The 23,595-nt window shown below is 37.0% G+C and carries 25 protein-coding genes; all 25 read right to left on the minus strand.

Features of this window, described 5'->3' with window-relative positions:
- Positions 1-29 precede the first annotated feature (29 nt).
- The 25 genes from P0092_RS13680 to fliI all read right to left on the minus strand — a co-directional run bounded on the left by P0092_RS13680 (position 30) and on the right by fliI (position 23,564).
- Positions 30-518, minus strand: coding sequence for a chemotaxis protein CheD (locus P0092_RS13680; protein WP_004621966.1), 489 nt, complete (start codon positions 516-518; stop codon positions 30-32).
- Entirely contained in the window at positions 518-1,138 is a 621-nt protein-coding gene (locus P0092_RS13685; protein ID WP_004621968.1) for a chemotaxis protein CheC, read from the minus strand. The genes P0092_RS13680 and P0092_RS13685 overlap by 1 nt, the downstream gene beginning before the upstream one ends.
- Before the next feature lie 31 nt (positions 1,139-1,169).
- A complete protein-coding gene (locus P0092_RS13690; protein ID WP_004621970.1) occupies positions 1,170-1,616 on the minus strand; it encodes a chemotaxis protein CheW in 447 nt (148 codons plus the stop codon).
- A gap of 124 nt (positions 1,617-1,740) precedes the next feature.
- Positions 1,741-3,822, minus strand: coding sequence for a chemotaxis protein CheA (locus P0092_RS13695; RefSeq protein ID WP_004621973.1), 2,082 nt, complete (start codon positions 3,820-3,822; stop codon positions 1,741-1,743).
- A gap of 1 nt (position 3,823) precedes the next feature.
- The gene (locus P0092_RS13700; protein ID WP_004621974.1) at positions 3,824-4,894 is read right to left on the minus strand and encodes a protein-glutamate methylesterase/protein-glutamine glutaminase; all 1,071 of its coding nucleotides are present in this window, start codon (positions 4,892-4,894) and stop codon (positions 3,824-3,826) included.
- A gap of 154 nt (positions 4,895-5,048) precedes the next feature.
- Positions 5,049-5,954, minus strand: coding sequence for a MinD/ParA family protein (locus P0092_RS13705; RefSeq protein WP_004621976.1), 906 nt, complete (start codon positions 5,952-5,954; stop codon positions 5,049-5,051).
- Between the two features lies 1 nt (position 5,955).
- Positions 5,956-7,125: a flagellar biosynthesis GTPase FlhF gene (flhF, locus tag P0092_RS13710; protein ID WP_276186931.1), complete on the minus strand. Its 1,170-nt coding sequence runs from the start codon at positions 7,123-7,125 to the stop codon at positions 5,956-5,958.
- A 49-nt stretch (positions 7,126-7,174) separates the two neighbouring features.
- Positions 7,175-9,199, minus strand: a complete 2,025-nt coding sequence (gene flhA / locus P0092_RS13715) for a flagellar biosynthesis protein FlhA (RefSeq protein WP_004621983.1) — start codon at positions 9,197-9,199, stop codon at positions 7,175-7,177.
- A 35-nt stretch (positions 9,200-9,234) separates the two neighbouring features.
- Entirely contained in the window at positions 9,235-10,380 is a 1,146-nt protein-coding gene (gene flhB, locus P0092_RS13720) for a flagellar biosynthesis protein FlhB (RefSeq protein ID WP_004621985.1), read from the minus strand.
- 30 nt (positions 10,381-10,410) lie between these two features.
- Positions 10,411-11,190, minus strand: a complete 780-nt coding sequence (gene fliR, locus P0092_RS13725; RefSeq protein WP_479692161.1) for a flagellar biosynthetic protein FliR — start codon at positions 11,188-11,190, stop codon at positions 10,411-10,413.
- A 35-nt stretch (positions 11,191-11,225) separates the two neighbouring features.
- Positions 11,226-11,495 (minus strand): flagellar biosynthesis protein FliQ, encoded by a 270-nt coding sequence (gene fliQ / locus P0092_RS13730; RefSeq protein ID WP_004621987.1) that lies wholly within the window; start codon positions 11,493-11,495, stop codon positions 11,226-11,228.
- 73 nt (positions 11,496-11,568) lie between these two features.
- Entirely contained in the window at positions 11,569-12,369 is an 801-nt protein-coding gene (gene fliP, locus P0092_RS13735) for a flagellar type III secretion system pore protein FliP (protein ID WP_276186932.1), read from the minus strand.
- Positions 12,362-12,832: a flagellar biosynthetic protein FliO gene (locus P0092_RS13740; protein WP_276186933.1), complete on the minus strand. Its 471-nt coding sequence runs from the start codon at positions 12,830-12,832 to the stop codon at positions 12,362-12,364. The genes fliP and P0092_RS13740 overlap by 8 nt, the downstream gene beginning before the upstream one ends.
- Positions 12,833-13,020: 188 nt before the next feature.
- A complete protein-coding gene (locus P0092_RS13745) occupies positions 13,021-13,383 on the minus strand; it encodes a response regulator (protein ID WP_004621994.1) in 363 nt (120 codons plus the stop codon).
- A gap of 36 nt (positions 13,384-13,419) precedes the next feature.
- Positions 13,420-14,622 (minus strand): flagellar motor switch phosphatase FliY, encoded by a 1,203-nt coding sequence (fliY, locus tag P0092_RS13750; RefSeq protein WP_004621995.1) that lies wholly within the window; start codon positions 14,620-14,622, stop codon positions 13,420-13,422.
- A complete protein-coding gene (gene fliM, locus P0092_RS13755; protein WP_004621997.1) occupies positions 14,622-15,608 on the minus strand; it encodes a flagellar motor switch protein FliM in 987 nt (328 codons plus the stop codon). Before fliM ends, fliY begins: the two co-directional genes overlap by 1 nt.
- 12 nt (positions 15,609-15,620) lie before the next feature.
- Positions 15,621-16,130, minus strand: a complete 510-nt coding sequence (locus tag P0092_RS13760) for a flagellar basal body-associated FliL family protein (RefSeq protein WP_004621999.1) — start codon at positions 16,128-16,130, stop codon at positions 15,621-15,623.
- Between the two features lie 106 nt (positions 16,131-16,236).
- Entirely contained in the window at positions 16,237-16,434 is a 198-nt protein-coding gene (locus P0092_RS13765; RefSeq protein ID WP_004622001.1) for a flagellar FlbD family protein, read from the minus strand.
- A gap of 129 nt (positions 16,435-16,563) precedes the next feature.
- The gene (locus tag P0092_RS13770) at positions 16,564-17,895 is read right to left on the minus strand and encodes a flagellar hook protein FlgE (RefSeq protein WP_004622003.1); all 1,332 of its coding nucleotides are present in this window, start codon (positions 17,893-17,895) and stop codon (positions 16,564-16,566) included.
- 100 nt (positions 17,896-17,995) lie between these two features.
- Positions 17,996-18,397 (minus strand): TIGR02530 family flagellar biosynthesis protein, encoded by a 402-nt coding sequence (locus P0092_RS13775; RefSeq protein WP_004622004.1) that lies wholly within the window; start codon positions 18,395-18,397, stop codon positions 17,996-17,998.
- Positions 18,398-18,436: 39 nt separating this feature from the next.
- Positions 18,437-19,297, minus strand: a complete 861-nt coding sequence (locus tag P0092_RS13780) for a flagellar hook capping FlgD N-terminal domain-containing protein (RefSeq protein ID WP_004622006.1) — start codon at positions 19,295-19,297, stop codon at positions 18,437-18,439.
- Positions 19,298-19,312: 15 nt separating this feature from the next.
- A complete protein-coding gene (locus P0092_RS13785; RefSeq protein ID WP_004622007.1) occupies positions 19,313-20,842 on the minus strand; it encodes a flagellar hook-length control protein FliK in 1,530 nt (509 codons plus the stop codon).
- A 71-nt stretch (positions 20,843-20,913) separates the two neighbouring features.
- Positions 20,914-21,783: a MotE family protein gene (locus tag P0092_RS13790; protein WP_004622010.1), complete on the minus strand. Its 870-nt coding sequence runs from the start codon at positions 21,781-21,783 to the stop codon at positions 20,914-20,916.
- Entirely contained in the window at positions 21,767-22,234 is a 468-nt protein-coding gene (gene fliJ / locus P0092_RS13795) for a flagellar export protein FliJ (protein ID WP_004622011.1), read from the minus strand. Before fliJ ends, P0092_RS13790 begins: the two co-directional genes overlap by 17 nt.
- Before the next feature lie 19 nt (positions 22,235-22,253).
- Positions 22,254-23,564, minus strand: coding sequence for a flagellar protein export ATPase FliI (gene fliI / locus P0092_RS13800; protein ID WP_004622013.1), 1,311 nt, complete (start codon positions 23,562-23,564; stop codon positions 22,254-22,256).
- Between the last annotated feature and the right edge of the window lie 31 nt (positions 23,565-23,595).

Here is a 23,595-nt window from a genome sequence, read left to right on the forward strand (position 1 = left end):
ACACCTCAGTTGTAAAACAAAATAGTAGCTTATATTTGTTTTATTCCAAAACCGATTGTTTTTATCATTAGTCTCCCATCATCGGAATACAGTTCTATGGTGCGTCCGTAGTTTCCTCCCGTATCCTCCGATATGATGGGAATATTTAATAATTTGAGTTTTTCCTTTGATGCAACCACATTTCTGTATCCTATTCTCATTAAGTCCGAACTTTGATTGAATACGAACATTTGGGCTCCACCTGCTAATTTTGCTACTATTCTGTCCTTCCTTGCTCCAAGTTTTATCATATCATCTACTAATTTTACTATAGCCGTATCAGCAAATTTGGCAATATTACTGTTGTTCTTTGCCTGTTCGCTGCTTGGCAGCATAACGTGTGCTAATCCGGCTACTTTTGCTGTAGAATCATACAGAGCAACCCCCACACATGAACCAAGACCCAGTGTGGTTATCATACAAGGATGACGCGATGAATTAAGGTCAGCCATACCGACCTTTATAATTTCAATATCCATTATTCTATAACTCCCAATGCTCTTAATAGTACCTCGTATGATTCAACATCAGGTATCAGTAGAAAGTCTCCAAAAACCCTTGTAATACCCTCACTAAACTCAGTCTCTATATATAATACCGAATCGCCGACCTTTCCAAACTCAATTGCCGGTACGCTCAGTATAGCACCTGCCATGTCTATAGCCAGTTCCGGTACAGAAGGCAATATTTTTAAGTTTGTTAAGCCAGCCAATGCTGAAAGATATGATGCCGTTAGTATGTTACCGATTTCCTTTAGTGCAGATAACTCCAATTCATTAAAATCCAGATTAGTTTCATCATTGGAACCCAGTAATATATTTACCAGTTTTCTTGCAGCATTAATGTCCAAAATAAACATCATATTACCCGTTAAATCTCCGGTTACATTAAGCAAGATTCCAACAACAAGCATTTCTTCACCGCCAAGAATCTGACTAACCCTGTCAAATCCCATTATTTTAACTTCGGGTACAGCCATATCCACTTTTTTGTCTATCATTTTGGCCAAAGAAGTTACTGCATTTCCTGCGCCTATATTTCCAATCTCTCTAAGCACATCCATCTGAATATTGTTTAATTCATCAAAACTAATTGACATCACTCATACTCCTATTTTTATATTTAAACAATTATATTTTAACAAGCTTATCGAAATTCAGAAGTGTTACAATTTCTCCGTCAACTTTACCAATTCCGAATATATAGTCCGCAATAGTACTATTCATCAAACTCGCAGCACTCTCAATGGAGTCACCGCCCAACTGTATTGTTTGAAGCACCTGATCAACTATAACCCCTATGGAAACTTCTTCAAGCTTCAAAATTATTATACGTGTTTCTTCCGTCTCTTCTGCTACCGGAAGATTGAATTTCAATCTTAAATCCATTACAGGAATTATATCTCCCCTTAGATTTATAACACCCTTAATATACGGTGGTGTTTTAGGTACTCTCGTTATTGTTTTCATTCTGTCTATAGTAGTAATTTTTAAAGAGTCAATACCAAAACGCTCATCTCCGAGACTAAATACAATAAACTGTTTTGTTTCAAATTCTTGAAGTTGTAAATCAGCCATATTTATCTCCATTTCCGCCACAGACTAAGGTACCTGCATAGAGTATCTTTATGTCCGCGCCACTTTATTATTTTATTAGCGAATTCCTGTCCAAAATTCTCATATACAAATTATAGTATTATTATCAAGTAATGGAATTTACATCAACTATTAATGCCACATTTCCGTCTCCAAGTATTGTAGCTCCTGCTAAATACTTAATTCCGGTCAAGAGTTTACCCAAGGACTTAATAACTATTTCCTGTTGTCCTATAACGCTGTCAACAACAAGTCCTGTAAGCTTTTCACCTTTTCTGACAATTACAATCTTTAACTGCTTCTGGTTAGCCTGCTCATTGCGATTCGGAACCTCTAAAGAATCAGCAAGTCTTGTGATAGGCACTACCATATTACGAAGCAATATAACTTCCTGTCCCTGAACAGTTTTAACATCCTCAGCAGACCAATTGTATATCTGATAAATTGCACCTAACGGTATAGCATATTTCTCTCCGCCTACATTTACCAATAATGCCTGATATATTGCAAGAGTCAGCGGCAATTTAATAATAAATTTACTGCCTCTACCGCTTTGTGTTTCAACTTCTACTGTACCGCCAAGCTGCTCAATCTTGGTTTTAACTACGTCAAGACCCACACCTCTTCCCGACAATCCAGTAATCTTGTCAGCAGTGCTGAAACTTGGTCTGAATAGAAGCTCTATAGCATCCTGCTGAGTCATGGAATTAGCAGCTTCTTTAGTGATTATACCGTTTTCTACAGCTTTATTTTTTATCTTATCAATATTTATGCCGGCACCATCATCTTCAACCTCAATTAATACGTTATTTCCTGACTGATATGCTATAAGGTTGATTCTTCCTATTTCAGACTTACCAAGTTCTTTTCTTTTCTCGGCAGATTCCAGACCGTGGTCGCAGGAATTTCTGAGCAAGTGGATTAGAGGATCTCCGATTTCATCAATAACAGTTCTATCAAGTTCTGTCTCCTCACCCGACATTTTCAATTCTATTTCTTTTCCCAAATCCTTTGCAATATCTCTTATCATTCTAGGGAAACGATTAAATACAGTCTCAACAGGAACCATTCTTACCTTCATTACAGCGTCATTGAGATTAGTTGTTATTCTTTCGAGGTATTCAAGAGTTTCATGGTATTCCTGAGGTTTTTGGGTTATATCAGTTCCTTCAAGTCTTGTCTTTGTTATTATAAGTTCTCCAACCAGATTCATTAAAACATCAAGTCTGTCTATATCAACTCTGACTGTTCTCTGTGTTTTTTTAGGAGCGTTATTGGCATTTGGTTTTGCAGCTTCCTGACTATCAGCCGCATGTTTTTGAGCATCTGGTACAGTTTCACTGGCTTTTGTCTCAGAAACAGGTTTATTTGCGTCTTCAACTGTAGAGGAAGTTTCAGAATCAAACTTATCAAGAGTTGTAATAATTACTTCATCAACCTCTGCTATGGAATTCAATTCCTTTGCAAAGAGCTGTTCATTTTCCTTCGATACCACAATCACTGTGAATTCATTATCAAATTTCTCATCTTCAATATCCTGTACTGAAGGCTGTGACTTAATAATTTCACCATATCTCTCCAACGTCTGGAACAATATGAATGCTCTGGCTGATTTCAGCAAGCAACCGCTATTAAGTACCAGAGTAATCTTTAATGCATTGATGCCCATATCCTTTGCTTTATTGACTGCATTTTTCTCAAACTCATCCAGTTGCAATTGGGCAGTTATATATTTACCTTCATTTACAGGCTGTTCTGTCTTCTCTGCTGCTGTTCTTGTTTTCTCTGGAGTTTTTACAGTACCCTTATTTGCAAGTATCTCGTTAAGAGCGTCAATTACATTTTTATATTCCTTATCACCCTCGCCGCCGGTATTAACTACACTATTTACATAGTTCTCAAGGGCATCCAGACACTTGAATAATACATCGACAAGGTCTGAAGTAACCTTGATTTCATCGTTTCTGATAGCATGAAGAACATTTTCCATATCATGGGTTAACTTTGTCATTTTTGTATAGCCCATGGTTCCTGCCATTCCTTTAAGTGTATGTGCTACCCTGAAAATCTCGTTTAAGACATCTTTATCCTCAGGATCCTTTTCTATCTGCAAAAGACATTCATTCAAACTCTGAACGTGTTCTTTTGCTTCCTCTATGAATATTTGTAAATACTGACTCATATCCATTTTAACGCACCCCCAAATATTGGATTATTTCACTTGGAATTTTATCAAGTGATACTATTTTGTCTACTGCTCCGGTTTGTACTGCCATTTTAGGCATTCCATAAACTACGCTTGTTTCTTCGTCTTGGGCTATTATAAAACTTTTATTTACTTCCTTTAATTTTTTAATTCCTATACTCCCATCAGCACCCATACCTGTCAGAATAACACCGATTATATTTTCTAGCCCGGTTTCCGACAAAGAAGTCATCATAACGTCTACTGATGGTCTATGTCCTCCAACAGGAGGAGATTTGTCCAAATTAATAATTATATCACCATTCGCAGCTGTTTGAATCTTCATGTGTGAGTCCCCAGGTGCTATATATGCATAACCCTCAAGTACTTTTTCTCTATGGGTTGCTTCTTTAACTATCAAGTCACTCTTACTATCCAATCTTTCTGCAAGAGACTTGGTAAAACCGGGAGGCATGTGCTGAACAACCAGAACTGCTATAGACATATCTCTCGGCAAATAAGGTATAACCGTTTGCAATGCCTTTGGTCCGCCTGTAGAACAGCCTATTGCTATAATATTCTTTACAGGCCTTGTGCTTTTTGAGTTCACTCTTTTATCATTATCTATCGTCTTTTTCTGAATAGATTTTAGCTTAATATTTTTAGCTATAATAATTTTTTCTATTATTTCATTTCGTTTATAATCATTTTTAATTTCAAATATATTTTTTGGCTTTACAACAAAATCAACTGCACCTTCATCCAGTGCTCTTATGGTCATTTCAGTACCATACTCTGTTTCACTTCCAAACATTATTACGGGTTTTGGAATTCTCTGCATAATTTGTCTTAAACAGTTAATTCCGTCCATAACGGGCATGTCTACATCCAAAGTTACCACATCAGGATGCAAATGATGTATTTTTTCTAGTGCATCCTTACCATCGACAGCAGTACCAACAACAGAAATAGAATTATCTGAGTTAAGCATGTCTGATAACACTTTTCTCATAAATGCAGAATCATCTACAATCAATACCTTTATTGGATTGTTCTTTTTCAAATTTAAACTCATTGGTTACCTCAGCCTTTTATTAGAAGTTTTATTGCTGACCTACTACTATCCTATTATCTTCTTAATGTCTTTGTAGCCAATTTTTTTATTTTTTCCCCGTTAAAATTATAAAACATACCAAAATAATCCTACCTAATTATAGTATACTCTCTTATCAATGAGTAAACAACCCAACAAAACGGTTCAGAAAACCTTTAATGCCAGATTGTGTATTTTTTTGCTGATTTATGTCGTTTTTTATAAGTGCATCAGCAAGTTCTATAAACAACTTGCTGGTATAATTTTTAGGATAGCTTAACAAATATGGTTTCTGAAGCTTTACTGATTTTATTAACATCTGGTCAAAGGGCAAATAGCCCAAAGATTGAAGCTTCATACCTAAAAATTTTTCTGAAACCATTGCAAAGTTATTATATACATTCCTGGCCTCTTGCTCACTTTCAGCTCTGTTTATCAATACATTTATAGCGCAGTCCTTTTTAATATTTGATACAGTCTTTACTAATGCATAAGCATCAGTAATTGACGTGGGCTCCGGTGTTACAACGAGAACAACTTCGTCCGCAGACATTACAAAATTCATAACAGTATCAGATAAACCCGCACCTGTATCTATTAATATATAATCAGCAATATGATCAAGTAATGACATATTTGCCATAAAAATTTCCAAAGAACTTTTGTCAAGATTAATTAGTTCCAGTACTCCTGACCCTCCGGAGATAAATTTTATATTTCCCGGCCCGTCGCACAGTATATCCAATAAACCCTTTCCATTTTTAATACAATCCAACATGGTGTATTTAGGTACTATTCCAAATATGACGTCTATATTAGATAACCCTAAATCAGCATCAATAATTACTACTCTATAACCTCTTTGACTAAGAGCTATTGCAAGGTTAACAGTGACGTTTGTTTTGCCAACTCCACCTTTTCCGCTGGTGACAGTAATAACCTTCGCACGCTTATGTTCTGCTAAGTTTTGAGGCTGCTGCGGGTTTTCCGTCTTATTAAGATTGTTAACTATCTGCCTTAACTTATCAGCTTGATCTATCATATTATGTTATACTCCCCAGTAGGTTTTTTGATATCTTATCTGTGTTTACCACTTCTATATCATCGGGTACATTTTGTCCGTTAGTTATATACGCCAGTGGTTTATCCGAATAGCATTTTGTATTTAGTATACTACCATAAACCGGCGTTTCATCAAGCTTTGTAAAGATAAGTCTGTAATTTGGTATAAATCCATAATTTTTTATAATATCTCTGCAGTTTTTTGAGCTTACCGTTGCACTAAGTACAAGGAATACTTCATCTGCATTGCAGACTTCTATTATTTTTTGTAATTCCTCAAACTTTTGCTTATCCCGGTAGCTGCAGCCCGCAGTATCTATAAGTATTACATCCTTGTCACTGTAATTCTCTATCTGACTGCTAATTTCCTCTACAGAGTATGCAATTGATATCGGTATCCCAAGTATTTCCGCATAAGTCTTCAGTTGGTCAACGGCAGCTATTCTGTAAGTATCAGCAGTTATAAAACCCACATTTTTATTGTTAGTCAACATAAAAGAAGCAGCAAGTTTGGCAAGAGTAGTTGTCTTTCCTACGCCGGTAGGGCCTACAAACAATATTACTGTGGGCTTGCCGTCCTGTCTGAAGTTGATAGGCTCTGCCTTTCCCAATATTGAAGATATAACAGATAACATAGCGACTGACGCATCATTAATATTTCTTGCATCACTCTTCTCAGCGACTTTTTCTATAATCTTCTGAGCAATATCCTGGTCTACTTCGTTTTTAAGCAGGTTATTGTATAATAACTGAAAAACCTGCGACAATTGTGCAGTTTCATCACTTTTAGCAACATCAGCACTTTTGTTTTCCGGTTTTATAATGTCTAATATACGATCCAATAAAGTCTCTATTTTAGTTACTTTATTCTCTAGCTGAGTTATTTTTTCCTCTTTTTGTGACAGCATATTTTTAGGAATTACATCGTTTACCAAGGAATTATCAGGTCTGGCTAACTCCTTTCTGGATGATTTTGCCGAATCATCATCTATTGCAGCCATTACCTCCATCATAGGACTGGTAAAGTACTTTTTAAAGCCTTTTTGCCTTACTTTTTTTGTGCTCAATATAATGGCATCATTTCCCAGATCCATTTTTACTTTAAGCAAAGCTTCCTGTGTATTTTTACCCATATAGCGCTTTATTTTCATATGTTAACCTCCGGCTTTGTTTGCAATAGATTACTCTTATTAATCTCCGTTAAACACTGACTGTTCCTACTGATTGTATTTCTACCCCAGAATCAACTTCATTATAAGATAAAACCACCAAACCTGGAATTACATTTTCTGTCATACGTTTAAAATATAGTCTTACAACAGGCGAAGCCAGTATAATGGGTTGACTTCCAAGTTGTATTAATCTTTGAACATTTTTTGAAACACTGTTTATTATTGTGTTTGATACAGCAGGGTCCAAAGCGAGATATGCTCCGAATTCAGTTTTTTGAATAGAATCCAGAATCATTTGCTCTACCTTAGGGTCCAGAGTAATTACATTTGTATTTCCATTAAGGAATTTCTGCGATATTGACCGTCCAAGAGCCTGACGCACATATTCTGTCAGCATATCAGCATCATGAGTGGCAGGAGCATAATCTGCCAAAGTCTCCATAATAGTAACCATATCCCTTATTGTTACATTCTCTTTCAACAGGTTTGCAAGTACCTTTTGAATCTCACCGATGCTCATAATCTTAGGAACAAGTTCATCAACAATAGCCGGATAAGATTGCTTGATATTATCCACCAATGCCTGTACTTCCTGTCTTCCAAGCAATTCAAATGAATGTTTCTTTATAACTTCGGTAAGATGTGTTGCTATAATTGATGGTGGATCGACAACCGTATATCCAAGCATTTCAGCTTTGTCTCTCTGATTTTCCTGAATCCATATGGCAGGCAATCCAAATGCCGGCTCTATGGTTTTTATTCCCTCAAGCTCCTCATCAACATCCCCTGAATTCATTGCAAGGAAATAGTCAAACAACAATTCTCCCCTTGCCACCTGAGTACCTTTTATCTTAATAATATACTCATTTGGCCCTATCTGAATGTTATCTCTTAATCTGATTACAGGTACAATCATACCAAGTTCAAGTGCCAGTTGTCTTCTGATTAGAACAACTCTATCCAGCAAATCTCCCCCCTGATTTACATCTGCCAGAGGAATAATACCATAACCAAACTCAAGTTCTATAGGGTCGACTTGAAGAAGAGTGACAACATTCTCAGGTTTTCTGATTTCCTCAACTTCACTTTCCTGAATTTGCACTTCTTCATCCTTATCAGCTTCTTGTTGAAGTTGTTTAATTTTATAAGCTACTAAAAGTAAGACTGCAGAAAGGATAAGAAAAGGTACTGGGGTTAAAAACGGTGCCATACCTATACTGAGGAGAGCTGCTATAATAAGAACTTTTGGATTATAGAATAACTGCTTTACTACATCTTTGTTAAGATCAGAATCTGCACCTGCACGTGTAACAATGAAACTTGTAGCCGTTGACAGCATAAGTGCAGGCAACTGGCTTACCAGACCATCACCAATAGTCAGAATTGTGTATGCTTCTAAGGCTTCACCAATACCCTTACCAAGCATAACAACTCCTATGATGATACCGCCTGTGATGTTTATCAATGTAATAATAATACCTGCAATGGCATCATTTTTTACAAATTTACTTGCACCATCCATGGAACCGTAAAAGTCTGCTTCTCTTTGTATCTTTCTTCTGCGTTCTTTTGCTTCTGAATCATTTATAAGACCTGTATTCAAATCGGCATCAATAGCCATCTGTTTACCGGGCATGGCATCTAACGTAAATCTTGCTGCAACTTCTGCAACTCTTTCAGAACCCTTTGTAATTACAAGGAAGTTAACTATCATAATTATAAAGAATATAACAAAACCAACGACTAGATTATTTCCTCCCACAAATTTTCCAAAGCCTCTTATAACATGGCCCGCTTCACCTTTTGACAATATAAGCTTTGTGGCTGTAACATTAAGTGACAGACGAAATATGGTTGTAACGACTATCAATGTTGGAAACACTGATAGGTCCAGTGCCGTTTTGAGATATATTGTATTTAGCATTATAATAGCCGCAAGTATTATATTTACTGCAAGCAAAAAGTCCAACACACCTGTGGGTATTGGCAAAATAAGATTTAAAATTGCAAGTACAACGATTAATGGTACAAAAAAATTGTTAAGCTTTGCCACTTTTTGTCCCCCTTTTCATAAGTAAAACTTCGCCGCTATCCTGCCTTACCGCCGTTTTTTAAATTATATACAAACGCAAGTATCTCCGCAACAGCTTGGTATAAATCAGGCGGAATAGCCTGTCCGATGTCTACTGTACTGTACAAGGTTCTTGCCAATGGCTTGTTTTCAACAATTTGTACCTTGTTATCAGCGGCTATTTGCTTTATTCTAAGTGCTATATAATCCTGACCCTTTGCTACTACAAAAGGTGCAGCCGACTTTTCCGAATCATACTTTAATGCCACGGCAAAGTGAGTAGGATTGGTTATAATTACATCAGCCTTTGGAATATCCTGCATCATTCGCTTCAGCGACATCTGACGCTGCTTCTGCTTGATTTTGGACTTAATCTCAGGATTTCCTTCCATCTGTTTATATTCTTCTTTAACTTCCTGTTTAGTCATTTTTAAGTTCTTTTCGTAGTCATATCGTTGATACAGATAGTCGGCAAATCCGAGTAACACCATCGCCATACATATTCTTAAAGCCACGGTAAATGCTGCATCCGCTATAAATATCAGAACACTCATCAAATCAGTATCAATCAGGGTTAATACCTGTTCGGTTTTTGATTTGAGATAGGAGTATGCTACCCACCCCACAATTATTATCTTAATAATTGACTTTAATAGCTCTACTACAGACCTTAAAGAAAAAATTCTTTTAAAGCCGCTTAATGGATTTATTCTGTCTCCCTTGATTTTCAAGGTTTCCATAGTAAACAGAATTCCTACCTGTGCATAATTTACAATCAAAGCTGTTAGAAAAGCCACCAAAAGTAGAGGAAGCACAGTTTTTGCCAAGACCATTAAAACATCAATAAATAGATTTGCAAGTATATTAAAATCTATTGCATCCTTAATCGTGAGATATTCATTAAATGTCTTTTTCAAATACTGCGAAAGCTGTGCATAAATTGTACCGCCAAATATCCTCATTGCAACTACAGTTACAATAAGGATTAGTGATGCTGTTACTTCCCTGCTCTGAAATACTTGGCCCTTTTTTCTTGCATCACTTTTCTTCTTTGGAGTTGCTTTCTCAGTTTTATCCGCTGCACCACCGGATGCAAAAAGCTGATAATTTAATTCCAACCTACAATCTGCTTCAAATATATTGCTTGTTATGGGGTTTTTCATTCCATCCTCCAATTTAGCGACAAATAATAATTATGTTTTCAAGGAATTCCCCATATCCTGAAGGAACTTGAATATCTGTGTATTCATGTCATCAGTAATAACTGTCACTATATATACAAAAGCAGGTATTGTTATCATAACAATAAGTATACCTAAAAATATTTTCAAAGGCATACCAAGTATAAATACATTCATTTGAGGTATGGTCTTTGATATAATTCCTAAAACTACATCGGTAATAAAAATTGCGGCTACTACGGGAGCGGCTATTTTGAAGCCCATACTGAAGACGCCCGATATTAAACCTATTACATCGTCCGTAAACTTGGGCCCTATCACTCCGCTTCCTAAGGGAACAAGCTGAAAGCTTTCAAATAATGCCTTAATCAGCATGTGATGCCCGTTAGTCACCAAAAAAATTATCATTGCCAATATAAAATAAAGATTTGCAGTAACAGGAATCTGTATATTTGACATTGGGTCAAAAACATTTACCATTCCGAACCCAATCTGCATGTCAATAATCTGTCCTGCCAGATATATACATGTAAAAACTGCATAAGCTACAAATCCTATTATTATACCTACCAAAAATTCTTTTAATATATATAAAGCAAAAATTAAAAAATTATCAGTATTAATTATGTGATCTACCTTTATAACACTAGAAGCTAAAATAGCAGTTATAAAGGCAAATCCGACTTTAAAGTAAACAGGTATGTTCCTTCTTCCAAAAATGGGAGCTGTTACAAACAGTCCTGTCATCCTTACAAATATAAGCAGAAATAATTCTACATTGTTAAGCAACATACCAAAAGGTATCTGCAATGACCTCAACTCCCAAATTACTTTATAAACTGATTAATGTTTATAAATATATTCTGTGTATATTCTATCAATACTCTCAACATCCATGAGCCGAAAAGTGCTATGGCAGCCACAACCGATAAAATTTTCGGAACAAAGGTCAAAGTCTGCTCCTGTATCTGTGTAGTTGCCTGAAAGATACTTATTACCAAGCCGACAACCATACTGATTACCAGAATAGGTGCGGATACATACAATATTACTTTTAAAGCTTCTTGTGCGATATTTATAATGCTGCTTTCGTCCATTGAGAATCCACCCCTCTATACCCTAACGTAAAACTATTACTAATATTCAAGCCAAATTTATTCTCCCGGCTCATCACCGGGCAAAACTAGTAATAATTGATTGTGTAAGCATGGACCATCCGTCCACCAGAACAAAAAGTAATATCTTAAAAGGCAGTGAAATCATTATTGGAGGAAGCATCATCATACCCATTGACATCAATGCACTTGATACAACCATATCAATTATCAAAAAAGGAAGAAATATCAAAAATCCAAACTTAAATGCTACAGTAAGTTCACTTATTAAAAAGGCCGGAGCAACCATGGTAAGTGACAACTTAGAAGCATCCTGAACCTTTACAGGTTCCTTCTGCCCCCCAAGAGTCATAAATAACTCCAAATCCTTTTCTCTTTTATTGCTGAAAATCTGTTTAACCATCCAGGTTTTAATACTTTGAGAACTTTTATCTATGGCTTGCTGCTGTGTAATTTTTCCGTTTGTATAGGGCTGAAATGCATTTTCGTTGATATCAGATAATACAGGACTCATAACAAACAGAGTAATAAAGAGAGCTAAACCTATTAAAACCTGATTAGGCGGCATCTGCTGCGTTCCAAGAGCATTTCGCAAAAAGGACAGAATAATTATTATTCTGGTAAAGCCTGTCATCATAATTAGTATTGAAGGTGCAATTGACAGAACCGTTAATGCTATCAGAAGCTGTATACTTGAAGAAACCTCTTTAGGATTAGTTGATGCACCTATATTTACTCCGTCTTTAGTAACTGATACTGTTGGTTCAGCGAGAGCTTGTCCGCCCATTAAGCAAAAAATAACAACCAGAATTCCTGTAAATACTATTAACCTTTTAATTTTCCTTTTTTTATCCATTTTCACTCCGATGATTATTCATACTATTAGACAGGTTTTTTAGCTTTTCTAAATTATTCCTGAATACCACATTATTCTCACTCTCATTTTCCTGTTGTGAGGATTCAGGAACTTTTTCTTTATTTTTTGCACCAAAAGTTAGCCCGTTAGTGTATTTTTTCAGTATTGATGTAAAATCAACAACTTCTGAAATTGGATTTTTTATTTCTTGCTCCTGATAATCTTTTATACTTACTTGTGATAATAATTCGATATTCTTATTTGAAGCAGCTACAATAAAAAATTCTTTATCGACTTTAATAAGATGAATCCTGTTACTGGTGCCAAGGTTAAGCGTCTCAATAATCTGCATGTAATTTCCTTTAAGCATTTTCTTGGACTTATAGGCCAGATACCTTGTAGTCAGAAGTAATAGAACCATAACTACTATAAAAGCAAGTATAACAGTAAATACCTTCCCCATAATTCATTAAGCCCCTCTGTAATTTTTGATATAAAATACTTACATGCTTTTCCAAGCCCGACTAACCCATCCATTACAAAATATCCTGCTGTTATCAGTAAAAGTTGTATGGCAATAGAAACAAATTCCCTCAACATACAGCTTTCTCAGCACTCAGCAGGATATCACAATTTAAAGCCTGTTTTTTATTAACCAATAACTTTCTTTACTGCTTCAACAACACGATCTGCTTGGAATGGCTTAACTATAAAATCCCTTGCGCCTGCTTGAATTGACTCAATAACCATAGCCTGCTGTCCCATAGCTGAGCACATGATAATCTTGGCATCACTATGAATTTTTTTGATTTCTCTAACTGCTGTTACACCATCCATTTCAGGCATAGTGATATCCATTATTACCAAATCAGGAGTAAGTTCCTTATATTTTTCGATTGCCTTTAACCCATTGTCAACATCTGCAGCTATTTCATAACCGTTCTTTGATAAAATATCTTTAATCATCATCCTCATAAATGCTGCATCGTCAACAATTAAAATACTCTTCCCCATAACTTATCTCTCCTTAACAATTTGTTGATTTTATAACTATAATCGTTTTGATGGATGAATTATATCTGTAATCCTTACACCAAAGCTTTCATCAATAACAACAACTTCTCCCTTGGCAATGGCTTTACCGTTGACTAATATGTCTACGGGTTCACCTGCCAGTTTATCAAGCTCAATTACTGAACCGGATCCAAACTCAAGTATATCTTTTATTAATTTTTGAGTTCTTCCCAGTTCAACTGTTACTTGCAGAGGCAAGTCCATAATAAGGCTTATGTTCTTTTTCTCTGTTGCTGAAAGCCCATCATCAAAAGCCTGAAATTGCACAGGCTGAACACTTACAGGACTCCTTTGCCTTTGAGGCTCCTGATAACCTCCATCAAAGCCAAAGTTAGGCATAGCCTGTTGCTGCATCACCGGCTGTTGCATTTGCGGTTGCATTACGGGCTGTACAGGTGGCTCTATGTATGAATTTTGATTACTGAACGATGGTACCTGTTGTGGCGGTTCAGGAGTTCTCGGAGGTTCAGGTATTGCTGAATCCCGTTTATCTTCTGTTGAATTTAATAATGATGACACAAGCTCCTTGGCAAACTTAATTGGAAGCAGCTGCATTATTTCACTATCAATCAAATTTCCAACAACCATTTTAAAGGCTATTTTAACTAAATATTCATCCGGCCTAAACTCACCATATGGATCACTGCTGTCAAAACTTACAGTATATGCCTTTGGCGGTGATATGTCAATCCTCTTGGAAAACATGGACGACATAGATGTCGCTGAGGACCCAATCATTTGGTTCATGGCTTCACTGATTGCACTTAAATGAAGATCGGTCAGATCACCTTCTATTTTGACACCTTCTCCTCCCATCATTAAATCAGTAATGATTTTGACATCATCCTGCTTTAAGATTAAAAGATTAGAGCCAATCAATCCGTCTGTGTATTCCACTTTTACAGCAACGTACTGAGAAGAATAGCTCTTGGATAACTCTTCCCAAGTAGATAGCGTTACATTAGGAGTAGTTATTGTTACCTTCTGGGATAATAAAGTAAATAGTGTAGTTGCAGAAGTACCCATGCTTATATTCCCTATTTCTCCCAGTGCATCAATTTCCTGTGATGTCAGTGTCTCAGTGTTACTGTTGCTGCCTGTTGCTTCGTCTGGTTCTTCTGAAGAGGAAGTACCATTCAATAGTGCATCTATTTCTGCTTGTGTGAGCATATCTCCCATTAATCTTCCTCCCTTCTAAGAACTTCAGTAATTTTAACTGCCACTTTATTCTTTTTAACACCCGGTTTAGCATTAAACTTAGGCAAATCACCTACCAATATTTCAAGGTCTCCATTAACATTTGTATCAAGAGGCAAAACATCCCCGCTCTGCAAATCAAGAAACTCACTTATGCTTATAGATGTTTTTCCCAGCACTGCCCTCACAGGAACATATGTATGCTCAATCTTGAACTCAATATCGGATTTATTGTGTTCAATCTTTTCGTTCTCAACGTTGGTAAACCAAAGTTTTGTACTGAGTTTAGGCATTATAGGTTCAACCGTCATATGAGGAATACAAATATTAATCATACCCTTTACTTCCCCAACTACAACATTCAATGTAATCAAAGCAACCATTTCATTTGGATGGATTATCTGTGCAAACTGTGCATTGGTCTCAATTTTTTCGAGTCTTGGTTTTATTGCAATAATACTTTCCCAAGGCTCCCTCATCAAATTGAGTATCTGAATGATAATCCTCTCTATAATAGCTAATTCTATCTCTGTAAATGAACGGACTCTCTCCATTGATGCACCTCTGCCCCCAAGAATCCTATCAATAAGGGCATATGCAATGCTCGGGTCCATTTCGAATATTACTGAGCCATTTAATGGAGTAAAATCAACAATCCCAAGAATTATCGGGTTTGCCAGAGAGTTACTGAATTCACTATATTGAAGGGCATCCACCGATAAAACATCTACCTGTACCAATGATCTTAAATATCCAGATAAAAACGACTGAACCAGTCGTGCATAGTTTTCATTGATAAATTGCAATGTCCTTTTGTGATCATTTGCAAACTTAGGCGGTTTCTTAAAATCATGAATTTTAACTTTCTTTTCGGTTTTAGTTGATTGAATCTGCTGTACATCTATATCCCCTGTTGTTAAAGCCTTTAACAGCTCATCAATCTCATTTTGAGAAAGTATATCTCCCATAAGTCCACCCCCCTATTGATATAACATGTAATCGAATACCAATGCGTGAACTAGAGGATTTGGCTTCTTTTCATTTTTTGTCAGTATTTCATTTATCTTTTTTGTGAGATAATCAGAAGCTTTTTTACTGGCATCCACTTGGCTCACATCTTCTAAGGTTTGCCCCTTAAAGTATGTTCCTATGGCATCATTAATCTCACCTGAATAGAAATCAATCTTAGCTGCTACTTCTTCTTCCTTCATGCCATCGACTTTTTTAAAATACTTAAGACTGGCAGTAACTGAAACTACTGCAACTTGCTTGTCATTGGTCTTTTTTAGGTTGAAGTTTTTATTTTCAAAAAGTTTTTTAACAGCAAGCTCACTATCAGTTGGTGCCGTGTTTGTTACAGCAACAGCCTCTTTCTCTCCTCCTGAACCATGATTTCCAAAAACGAAGAACCCAATTGCAAGGAAAGCAAGTGTAATCGATAAAAAAGCCACAATCACCAATAAAATAAAATAGCTGCTTTTTCCCTCCAAATCTATATCCCCCTTCAAGCTTATGTATCCAGCAAATAATTACATTAGCACAAAAAATGTCAACACATTATTTATCTCTCTATATCTATTATCTGGGACTTCAGTGCTAACTCTCATTAGCGTATTTTAAAATACCAGCTTTGAATTGCATTACCTTTTCAACAACTTCGTCAATGCTCTCACAAACTACATATTTTTTACTGTTGGTAAGTGTTATAACAGTATCTGGTGTACTCTCAAAACACTCTATTAAATCGCTGTTCAAGACAAAGGTCGTCTTGTTTAACCTAGTCAATCTTATCATAATATTTTTACTCCAAAAACACAATAGATAAATCTCAACAAATTTACAAAACAGGACCAAAATCGATATTTTACTACTATAGACTAGGCTTTAAGCCTTAGTCTATAGTAGTTATTATTAACTAACAAATTACCTCTTCAGGTTTACAAGTTCCTGCAACATTTCATCGGATGTTGTTATAATTCTGCTGTTTGCCTGAAAACCTCTCTGTGTAACAATCATATCCGTAAACTCTCTAGAAAGGTCTACATTTGACATTTCTAGAGTACCGGGACTCAAGGTTCCTACTCCCTGTGAACCTGCCGGTACACCTTTATTAAAGTCACCGGAGTTTGTTGTAGGCATAAACAGGTTTCCTCCCACCTTTTGTAAACCGGCAGGATTATCAAAACCTGCAAGTGCTATAAGTCCCAGAGGCTGTTGCTGACCATTACTGTATACTCCTGTTATCATACCATCTGAACCAATGTTAAAGGTAACAAGATTACCTGTTGTATAACCGTTAATATTGGATGGTTTTACAGAGCTGTCACCTGAAAACTGGGTAAGCTTCTTGAAATCAAGTGTAACATCAAATGGGTTTGCACCAGCAGTTGGTGTCATTGTTACTTTGATACTGTTGACAGTGTCGGAAGTCAGCTTACCTTCTCCATCGAATTTCAGTGTACCTGTAGTTGGAATAGGGACTGTTCCATCCCCTGCTTTAGCAGCCAGCGTATATGTCCATGTTGTCGTAGGAGGCGTTCCAGTAGGAGCAGCCTTTGTAAAGGTCAGTGTCATTTCGTGTGCATTTCCTAAAGAATCAAATACCGTGTATGGCATAATAAACTGTTCATCTGAAGCTGGTGGTGTTGCAGGTGGTGTTGCTACCGCTTTCTGAGCTGAATTCAGATTTCCTGAAAATTCTGCATAAGTAGTAGCCTTTGCAGCTATTATCTTTTTGTTTCCGTTTGTTGCATCTGAGTACAGATTTATCGGGCCAATCGGCGCTTCTGTATCAAACTTTACCGTACCATCACCTTGCTGTTCATATTTAGTCCAACCATACACATTCATACCGTCACCTGATACCAGATTACCCAACTTGTCCAGACCAAAGTTTCCTGCTCTGGTAAATTTGAAGGTATCAGCAGCCGAGCCTTTAACTATAAAGAAGCCGTTTCCTGAAATAGACAAATCAGTGGGGTTATCTGTTCTTTGGGGACTTCCGCCTGTCATTTGGTTGTCGATTGAACCGACCGCAATACCCAAACCAATCTGCATAGGATTTGTACCGCCTCTTGCAGTGGCAGCATCTGGTGCTCCCGCACCTCTCAAGGTCTGGTTGAATATTTCCTGAAAGGTTACCCTTCCTGCTTTAAAACCTAGTGTGTTTACATTTGCAACGTTATTACCTATAACGTCCATTTTTGCCTGGTGTGCCTTTAGTCCTGATACACCAGAAAACATAGATCTCATCATAATTTTTTGACCCCCTCATTTTAAGGTTATCTTATTGTTCCGTCCGTCGTTCGGGAACATTCTTTCAGCCTCCCGTTAGGGTCCAGCCGAATTTCACTTGCTATGCAAAAATTGCACCATCAATGTTTGTAAATGCATTTTCTTTTAATTCACTATTATTCACTGCCGTCACAACCGTTTTACTGTTTACGTTAACAACAAAAGCCATGTCATCAAGTATTACCAGCGAGTCCTTAATTCCTTTTTGCTGAGCTTTTGAAACCGCATTACTGATCTTGTCCTTTTGAGTCTGGGTAAGATCAATATTTCTTGCTTGCATTCTCATTTCAGCATGTTTTGAAAATTTAACTCCGGAACCCTTGTCAATTGCCTGCTGAAGAAAATTATCAAAATTAACTCCTGCAGAATTAGTGTTGACATTTCTGGGATTCCCCGTTTGAACCTTCCCGGTTGTTAATGGCGGTTTAATTATCCGGTTTGAATAATTATTATTGATTACCATAACTCACCTTCTCTCACTTAACAACTCCCAATCATATGCCTACGGCTTCTGTATGTTTGATACACTGTATACCGATATGTACATGTTATCAAGAACTGCAGTTATCTTACCTGTGTTTTCATCTATACTGTAGCTCTTCAAGGTTGCTGTAACAGGTACCTTTGCTCCTGTGGTGCTGTCCTTTATGGTTAACTTAACCTGTTTATCGGCTTCTGTTGTTCCTTTTACCCTTTGTTCAAGATAGTCCTTTATATAATTCGGATCTGCAGAAGTCGAGCCCGTTACTTCAGCAACTTCAACGTTTACACCATCCATAACTGCGTAGTCCTCGTTAGCACCTCTCTGAATCTGTTTTACATTTCCTGAGAGATAAATAACATTACCATTGGATGAGTCGTATACAGCACCTTTTACTTTATAACCTAATAGAGTTGAATAGTCGGCCAGATTTCCATAAGAATTGTAAAGTGCGTCATCAACCTGTGTAATCCTGTCTACATCAACATCCTTGTTATTAACAACAACAAAGGTTTTTCCATCCTTCATTTTAACACTTGTAACTGTACCCTGTACCGAATTTACTTCAAGGGTTTTGTCATCTGTAGTTGTTGCCGTAATAACTTTACCTATTAACGTAAATGCCTGTGATTTAGTCATAGACCCGTTCATATTCTGCATTTGTTCTAATGAGCTGAATTGAGCCATTTGAGCTATAAACTCCTTGTCGTCTACAGGCTGCAATGGGTCCTGATATCTTAGCTGTGTTACCAATAGATTTAGAAAATCATTTTTTCCAAGTTCACCGCCTGTTTTTCTGGCAGCAGCAGCCTGCTTATTCTTGGTATTTTCGATTATCTGATCAATTGTATACGGATTATTTATTCCGCTTGTTTGAGCCATAACATTAACTCCTTTCTATGCAGTAAAATTAATTGTATTCAGGTCATCAGTATACTGCGCCAACCTCTCGGGAAGATTCTCCAAAAGACTTACTCCGGCAACTGACCCTGTAACACCTTCTGCACGGTTCATTCCATTTTGTGAACTGTTATTTTTGCCTTGAGACAAACTCTGATTACGGTTTTCACTTCTGTTATCCTGTCCAACCTGAACACTCACACCGTCTATTGCTATGCCCTGTTTTTGCAGTGAATCTTTCAGCAACTGCATATTTGTTTCAATAATTTCTTTTACCTGCTGACTTTCAGCGATAAATTTTGCAGCTACTATACCCTGTTCAGTAACAACCTTTAATTCAAGCTTTCCTAAGTGATCCGGCTTGAGCTGAATAACCATTTCTGTTTTATCCTGTCCCAGAATGACTTTAGCCTGTTCCATAACCTGATTTACAACATCTGCGGTTTTAATCGGTTGGCGAACTGAAAACACAGACTTTTCAGTATTTATTTGGCTGTTATTTAGGACGGCCTTAACATCTCCTACTGTCTGAAAATTCTGAGCCAGATTCTGCTCATCTGTTGTTGCTGCTTGAGCTGATGTATTCAAACCTTGCATACCCAACTGTGGCTTTGTTGACTCTGTACTTTCATGACTATTCTCCTTAGGCATCTCTTTTGCTTTAGTATCGGTACTAACTTTTTCAGTATCAGCCTTTTTACCATCATCTTCAAGAGATACTTCCGCTACAGCATCAGTATTGATATTCTGAGAAACGGCAGATACTGTCGGTTGCGCTTGAGACTTCATTACAGCTATTATTTTTGCTGCTTCATCACTGATTAGCCCCAGATTATTCTTTCCGTTTTCAATAAGTGTATCCAGCTTGTCTTTAATCTTTGAAGCTACCATTGACAAATCAATAGCTGCCTTTCCTGCTTGATTAATACCTTCATCGGCCTGAGTGTTATTACTCTTTTCATTAACGCCTTCAGATTTAGGTTTTATCTGACTGGTAACTTCTGTTGCCAACTTTAACAGAATGTCCTTTTGCTTGTCATTGAGTTGAAGCAAATCAGATACCTTTTGCATAAAAACAGTCAATTTTTCAACATTCTTGAGATCCTTCAACGAGAAACCAAGTTGTTTCGCCAGATCAGCCAACTGCCCGGGTGCAATCCCTAACATTTGTGCAAGAGCCATTAACTGCTCATCAAACTTGTCAGATGCTTGAGCTTTATCTGTATTTACATCTGCTGACTCTTTGTTGGAACCGGTTTGCACTACTGACTTTGTTGCCGCCGTCTTTCTGCTCATCTGAGCTTCTGCAAAGGACTTAAACTTTGTTTTACTGTCATTGTCCTGTTTGGGACTGTTGTTTACCACAGTATCATTACGTTTTGAATAATTGTTTACAGTGGTATCAAGTACCGACTTAAATGATGTGCTTGGTGAACTCTGCGACGTTTTGGATTTCACATTCAAAATGTCATTACCGCTGTCCTGATTCAAATTAAGTTTTAGTAAGCTACTACTTGTCATTATCATATTCTCACCTCCTTGCTTTTATTATATTTATGTAATGGGGTAGGGATTCTCCCTTCCCCCTATTACCTGAATTATTTTTTCTGAATAGTTCCTGAAACACCTACATTGTATTCCTTAGCCAATTGTTCAGATACCTTTGCTGCAAACTCAGGTTTCATTTCAGCCAGTATTGCACCTGCGGTATCCTTTTTAAGATTTTTCATTGTATCGATTAACAGTGCCATTTTACTGCTGCCCATCTGTTCCATTATTCCTGCAACTGCAGATGCGTCCATTTTCTCGTATATTGCGCAATATTTTTTAACATCGGCACTTGCCTTTTCTTCCTTCATAATGCTTTCATATAGTTCTTGAGCTTTTTGTGGATTAATTTTCTTAAAATAATTCTTATATTCGGTTGTGTCTCCGGCAGCTATAACTTGGGACAATTTGTCATAATCCTTTTGAAGACTGTCCTTTTGGGATTGCAATTTATTTTTTTCATTTTCAAGGGCGTCCTTCTGTTGTTGAAGTAAAGTGCTATTGCTGTCCTTGGCAGTTACCTGATTTTTAGAATTATCTAACTGTTTTGTTAAGTCTTCTGCCCGCTTTTCCAATTCTTCTTTTTGTGTCTTAATCTCGTTATATTTCTTTCTTACCTGCTCTTCAGTCATATTTTTCTCGTCATCAGGCTCAGGTTTCTCCGGCAGAGACCACTTTAATACAGGTATTCCTCGTATGCTGTCTCCCATACTGTCTGCGACACCGTTTACATTAAATTTGACAGCAAGAAATAATGCGCCCCCAATTATTAAAACAACAAGCAGCAAAGCTGTTATTATTGATACTATATAAAAAAGGGCGCTGGTCTTCTTTTTTTCCTGTGATTTTGACGCTTCTGTCTTTTTAAAAAGTGTTTCAACTTTTTCATCTTGTTCTGTAATATTAATATTTTCCGGCATTTTCTTCTCCTGAACCATCCTTGAACTTAAAACTGTTAAGCTCATCTATTAATAGTTGTTCTGCTTTACTCTGTTCTTTCAAGAACTCGTTATATTTCTTTTCTCTTAATTTATCAAGTATCTTTCGTTCCTGCACTGCTTTTACCAGACTCTCTCTTCTTATATCGACCTGATTCTGAGCAATATTTACATTTTCTTTCTGTTCTGTTATTTTTTGTTTTAAGAAAGACAAATAGTTATTATAGCTTCTTATTTGACTAATGGAAATTCCTTGGTCTACCTTTGAATTAAGTTCACTGATTGAAGATTCTCTGGTTGTTTTCAAACCTGTCAAAAATTCTTTTTGCTTCTCTAACTCTCTTGAAGCTAAGGCCAGGTTATTTTTAGCATTGTCCTCCATCTGCACTTTAAGATTCCGCACAGATTCAAGTCTAAATCCGAACTTTTGCAATCAATCCCAGCCTCCTTTACTATTTCAGTAAACTAAGTACTTGTGAATGTATATCCTCAAAGGAAACCTTTTCATCTGTCTCCTGTTGAAGAAATGAAGTTATGTCATCAATATTCTCTATTGCATAGTCTATCTTATCATTACTTCCTTTTACGTATGCACCTATATTAATTAAATCCTCTGCATCTCTATGCACAGCCATTATTTTCTTTATTTCATTGGCAGATTTTTTATGATCTTTATCAATAATATCACCCATAACCCTGCTGACACTTGCGAGAACATCAATGGCAGGATAATGATTTTTGTTTGCCATTGCTCTTGAAAGGACAATGTGTCCGTCCAGAATTCCTCTGGCAGTATCTGTTACAGGTTCCGTAAGGTCATCACCGTCTACCAGTACTGTATACAATCCTGTTATAGACCCTTTATCTGAAGTCCCTGCCCTCTCTAGTAACTTAGGAAATACAGAAAAAACCGAAGGTGTATATCCTCGTGACACAGGAGGTTCCCCTATGGAAAGTCCTACTTCTCTTTGCGCCATTGCATATCTTGTCAATGAATCCATTAAAAGCAGTACGTCCTTGCCGCAATCCCTGAAGTATTCGGCTATGGCTGTGGCAACCATGGCTCCTTTAAGCCTTATTAACGCAGGCTGGTCAGAAGTAGCTACTACAACTACCGACCTTGCCAAACCTTCATCTGTTAAATCCTTTTCCAAGAACTCCCTTACTTCTCTTCCCCGTTCTCCAATTAAAGCAATAACATTTATATCAGCTTTTGTATTTCTTGCAACCATACCCATCAAGGTACTCTTACCAACACCACTTCCGGCAAAAATACCAACTCTCTGTCCTTTACCTATTGTCAAAAGTCCATCAATAGCTCTTACTCCCAAAGGTAAAGGCTCTGAAATCCTTTTTCTTGTTAAAGGGTTAGGAGGCTTATTGTCGGTTTTATAAAAATGTTTGGATTGCAAGCTTCCCTTATCGTCTATGGGATTGCCCAAACCATCCAAAACTCGCCCTATCAATTCAGGCCCCACTGCAACCTTTAATATGTCGCCATTTGCTGAAACAGTGCTACCCGGCCCCATGCCCAACATTTCACCCAGAGGCATCAGCAAAACCTTCTCATCCTTAAACCCTACTACCTCTGCCTTGAGTTTATTGCCACCGGAAATATGTATATTACAAAGGTTCCCGATACTAACCTGAGGGCCATCCGACTCTATAGTAAGTCCCACAACCTTCGAAACCTTACCGATATAATCTATGTATTCTTTTGACTTTAATGCTTCTCTGTATTTTATTAGGTTAACGCCTGACATTTGACCTCCTGTAAAGAAAGCTGCAACGCAC

It is taken from the genome of Ruminiclostridium papyrosolvens DSM 2782 (assembly GCF_029318685.1).
GTDB classification, from domain to species: domain Bacteria; phylum Bacillota; class Clostridia; order Acetivibrionales; family DSM-1351; genus Ruminiclostridium; species Ruminiclostridium papyrosolvens.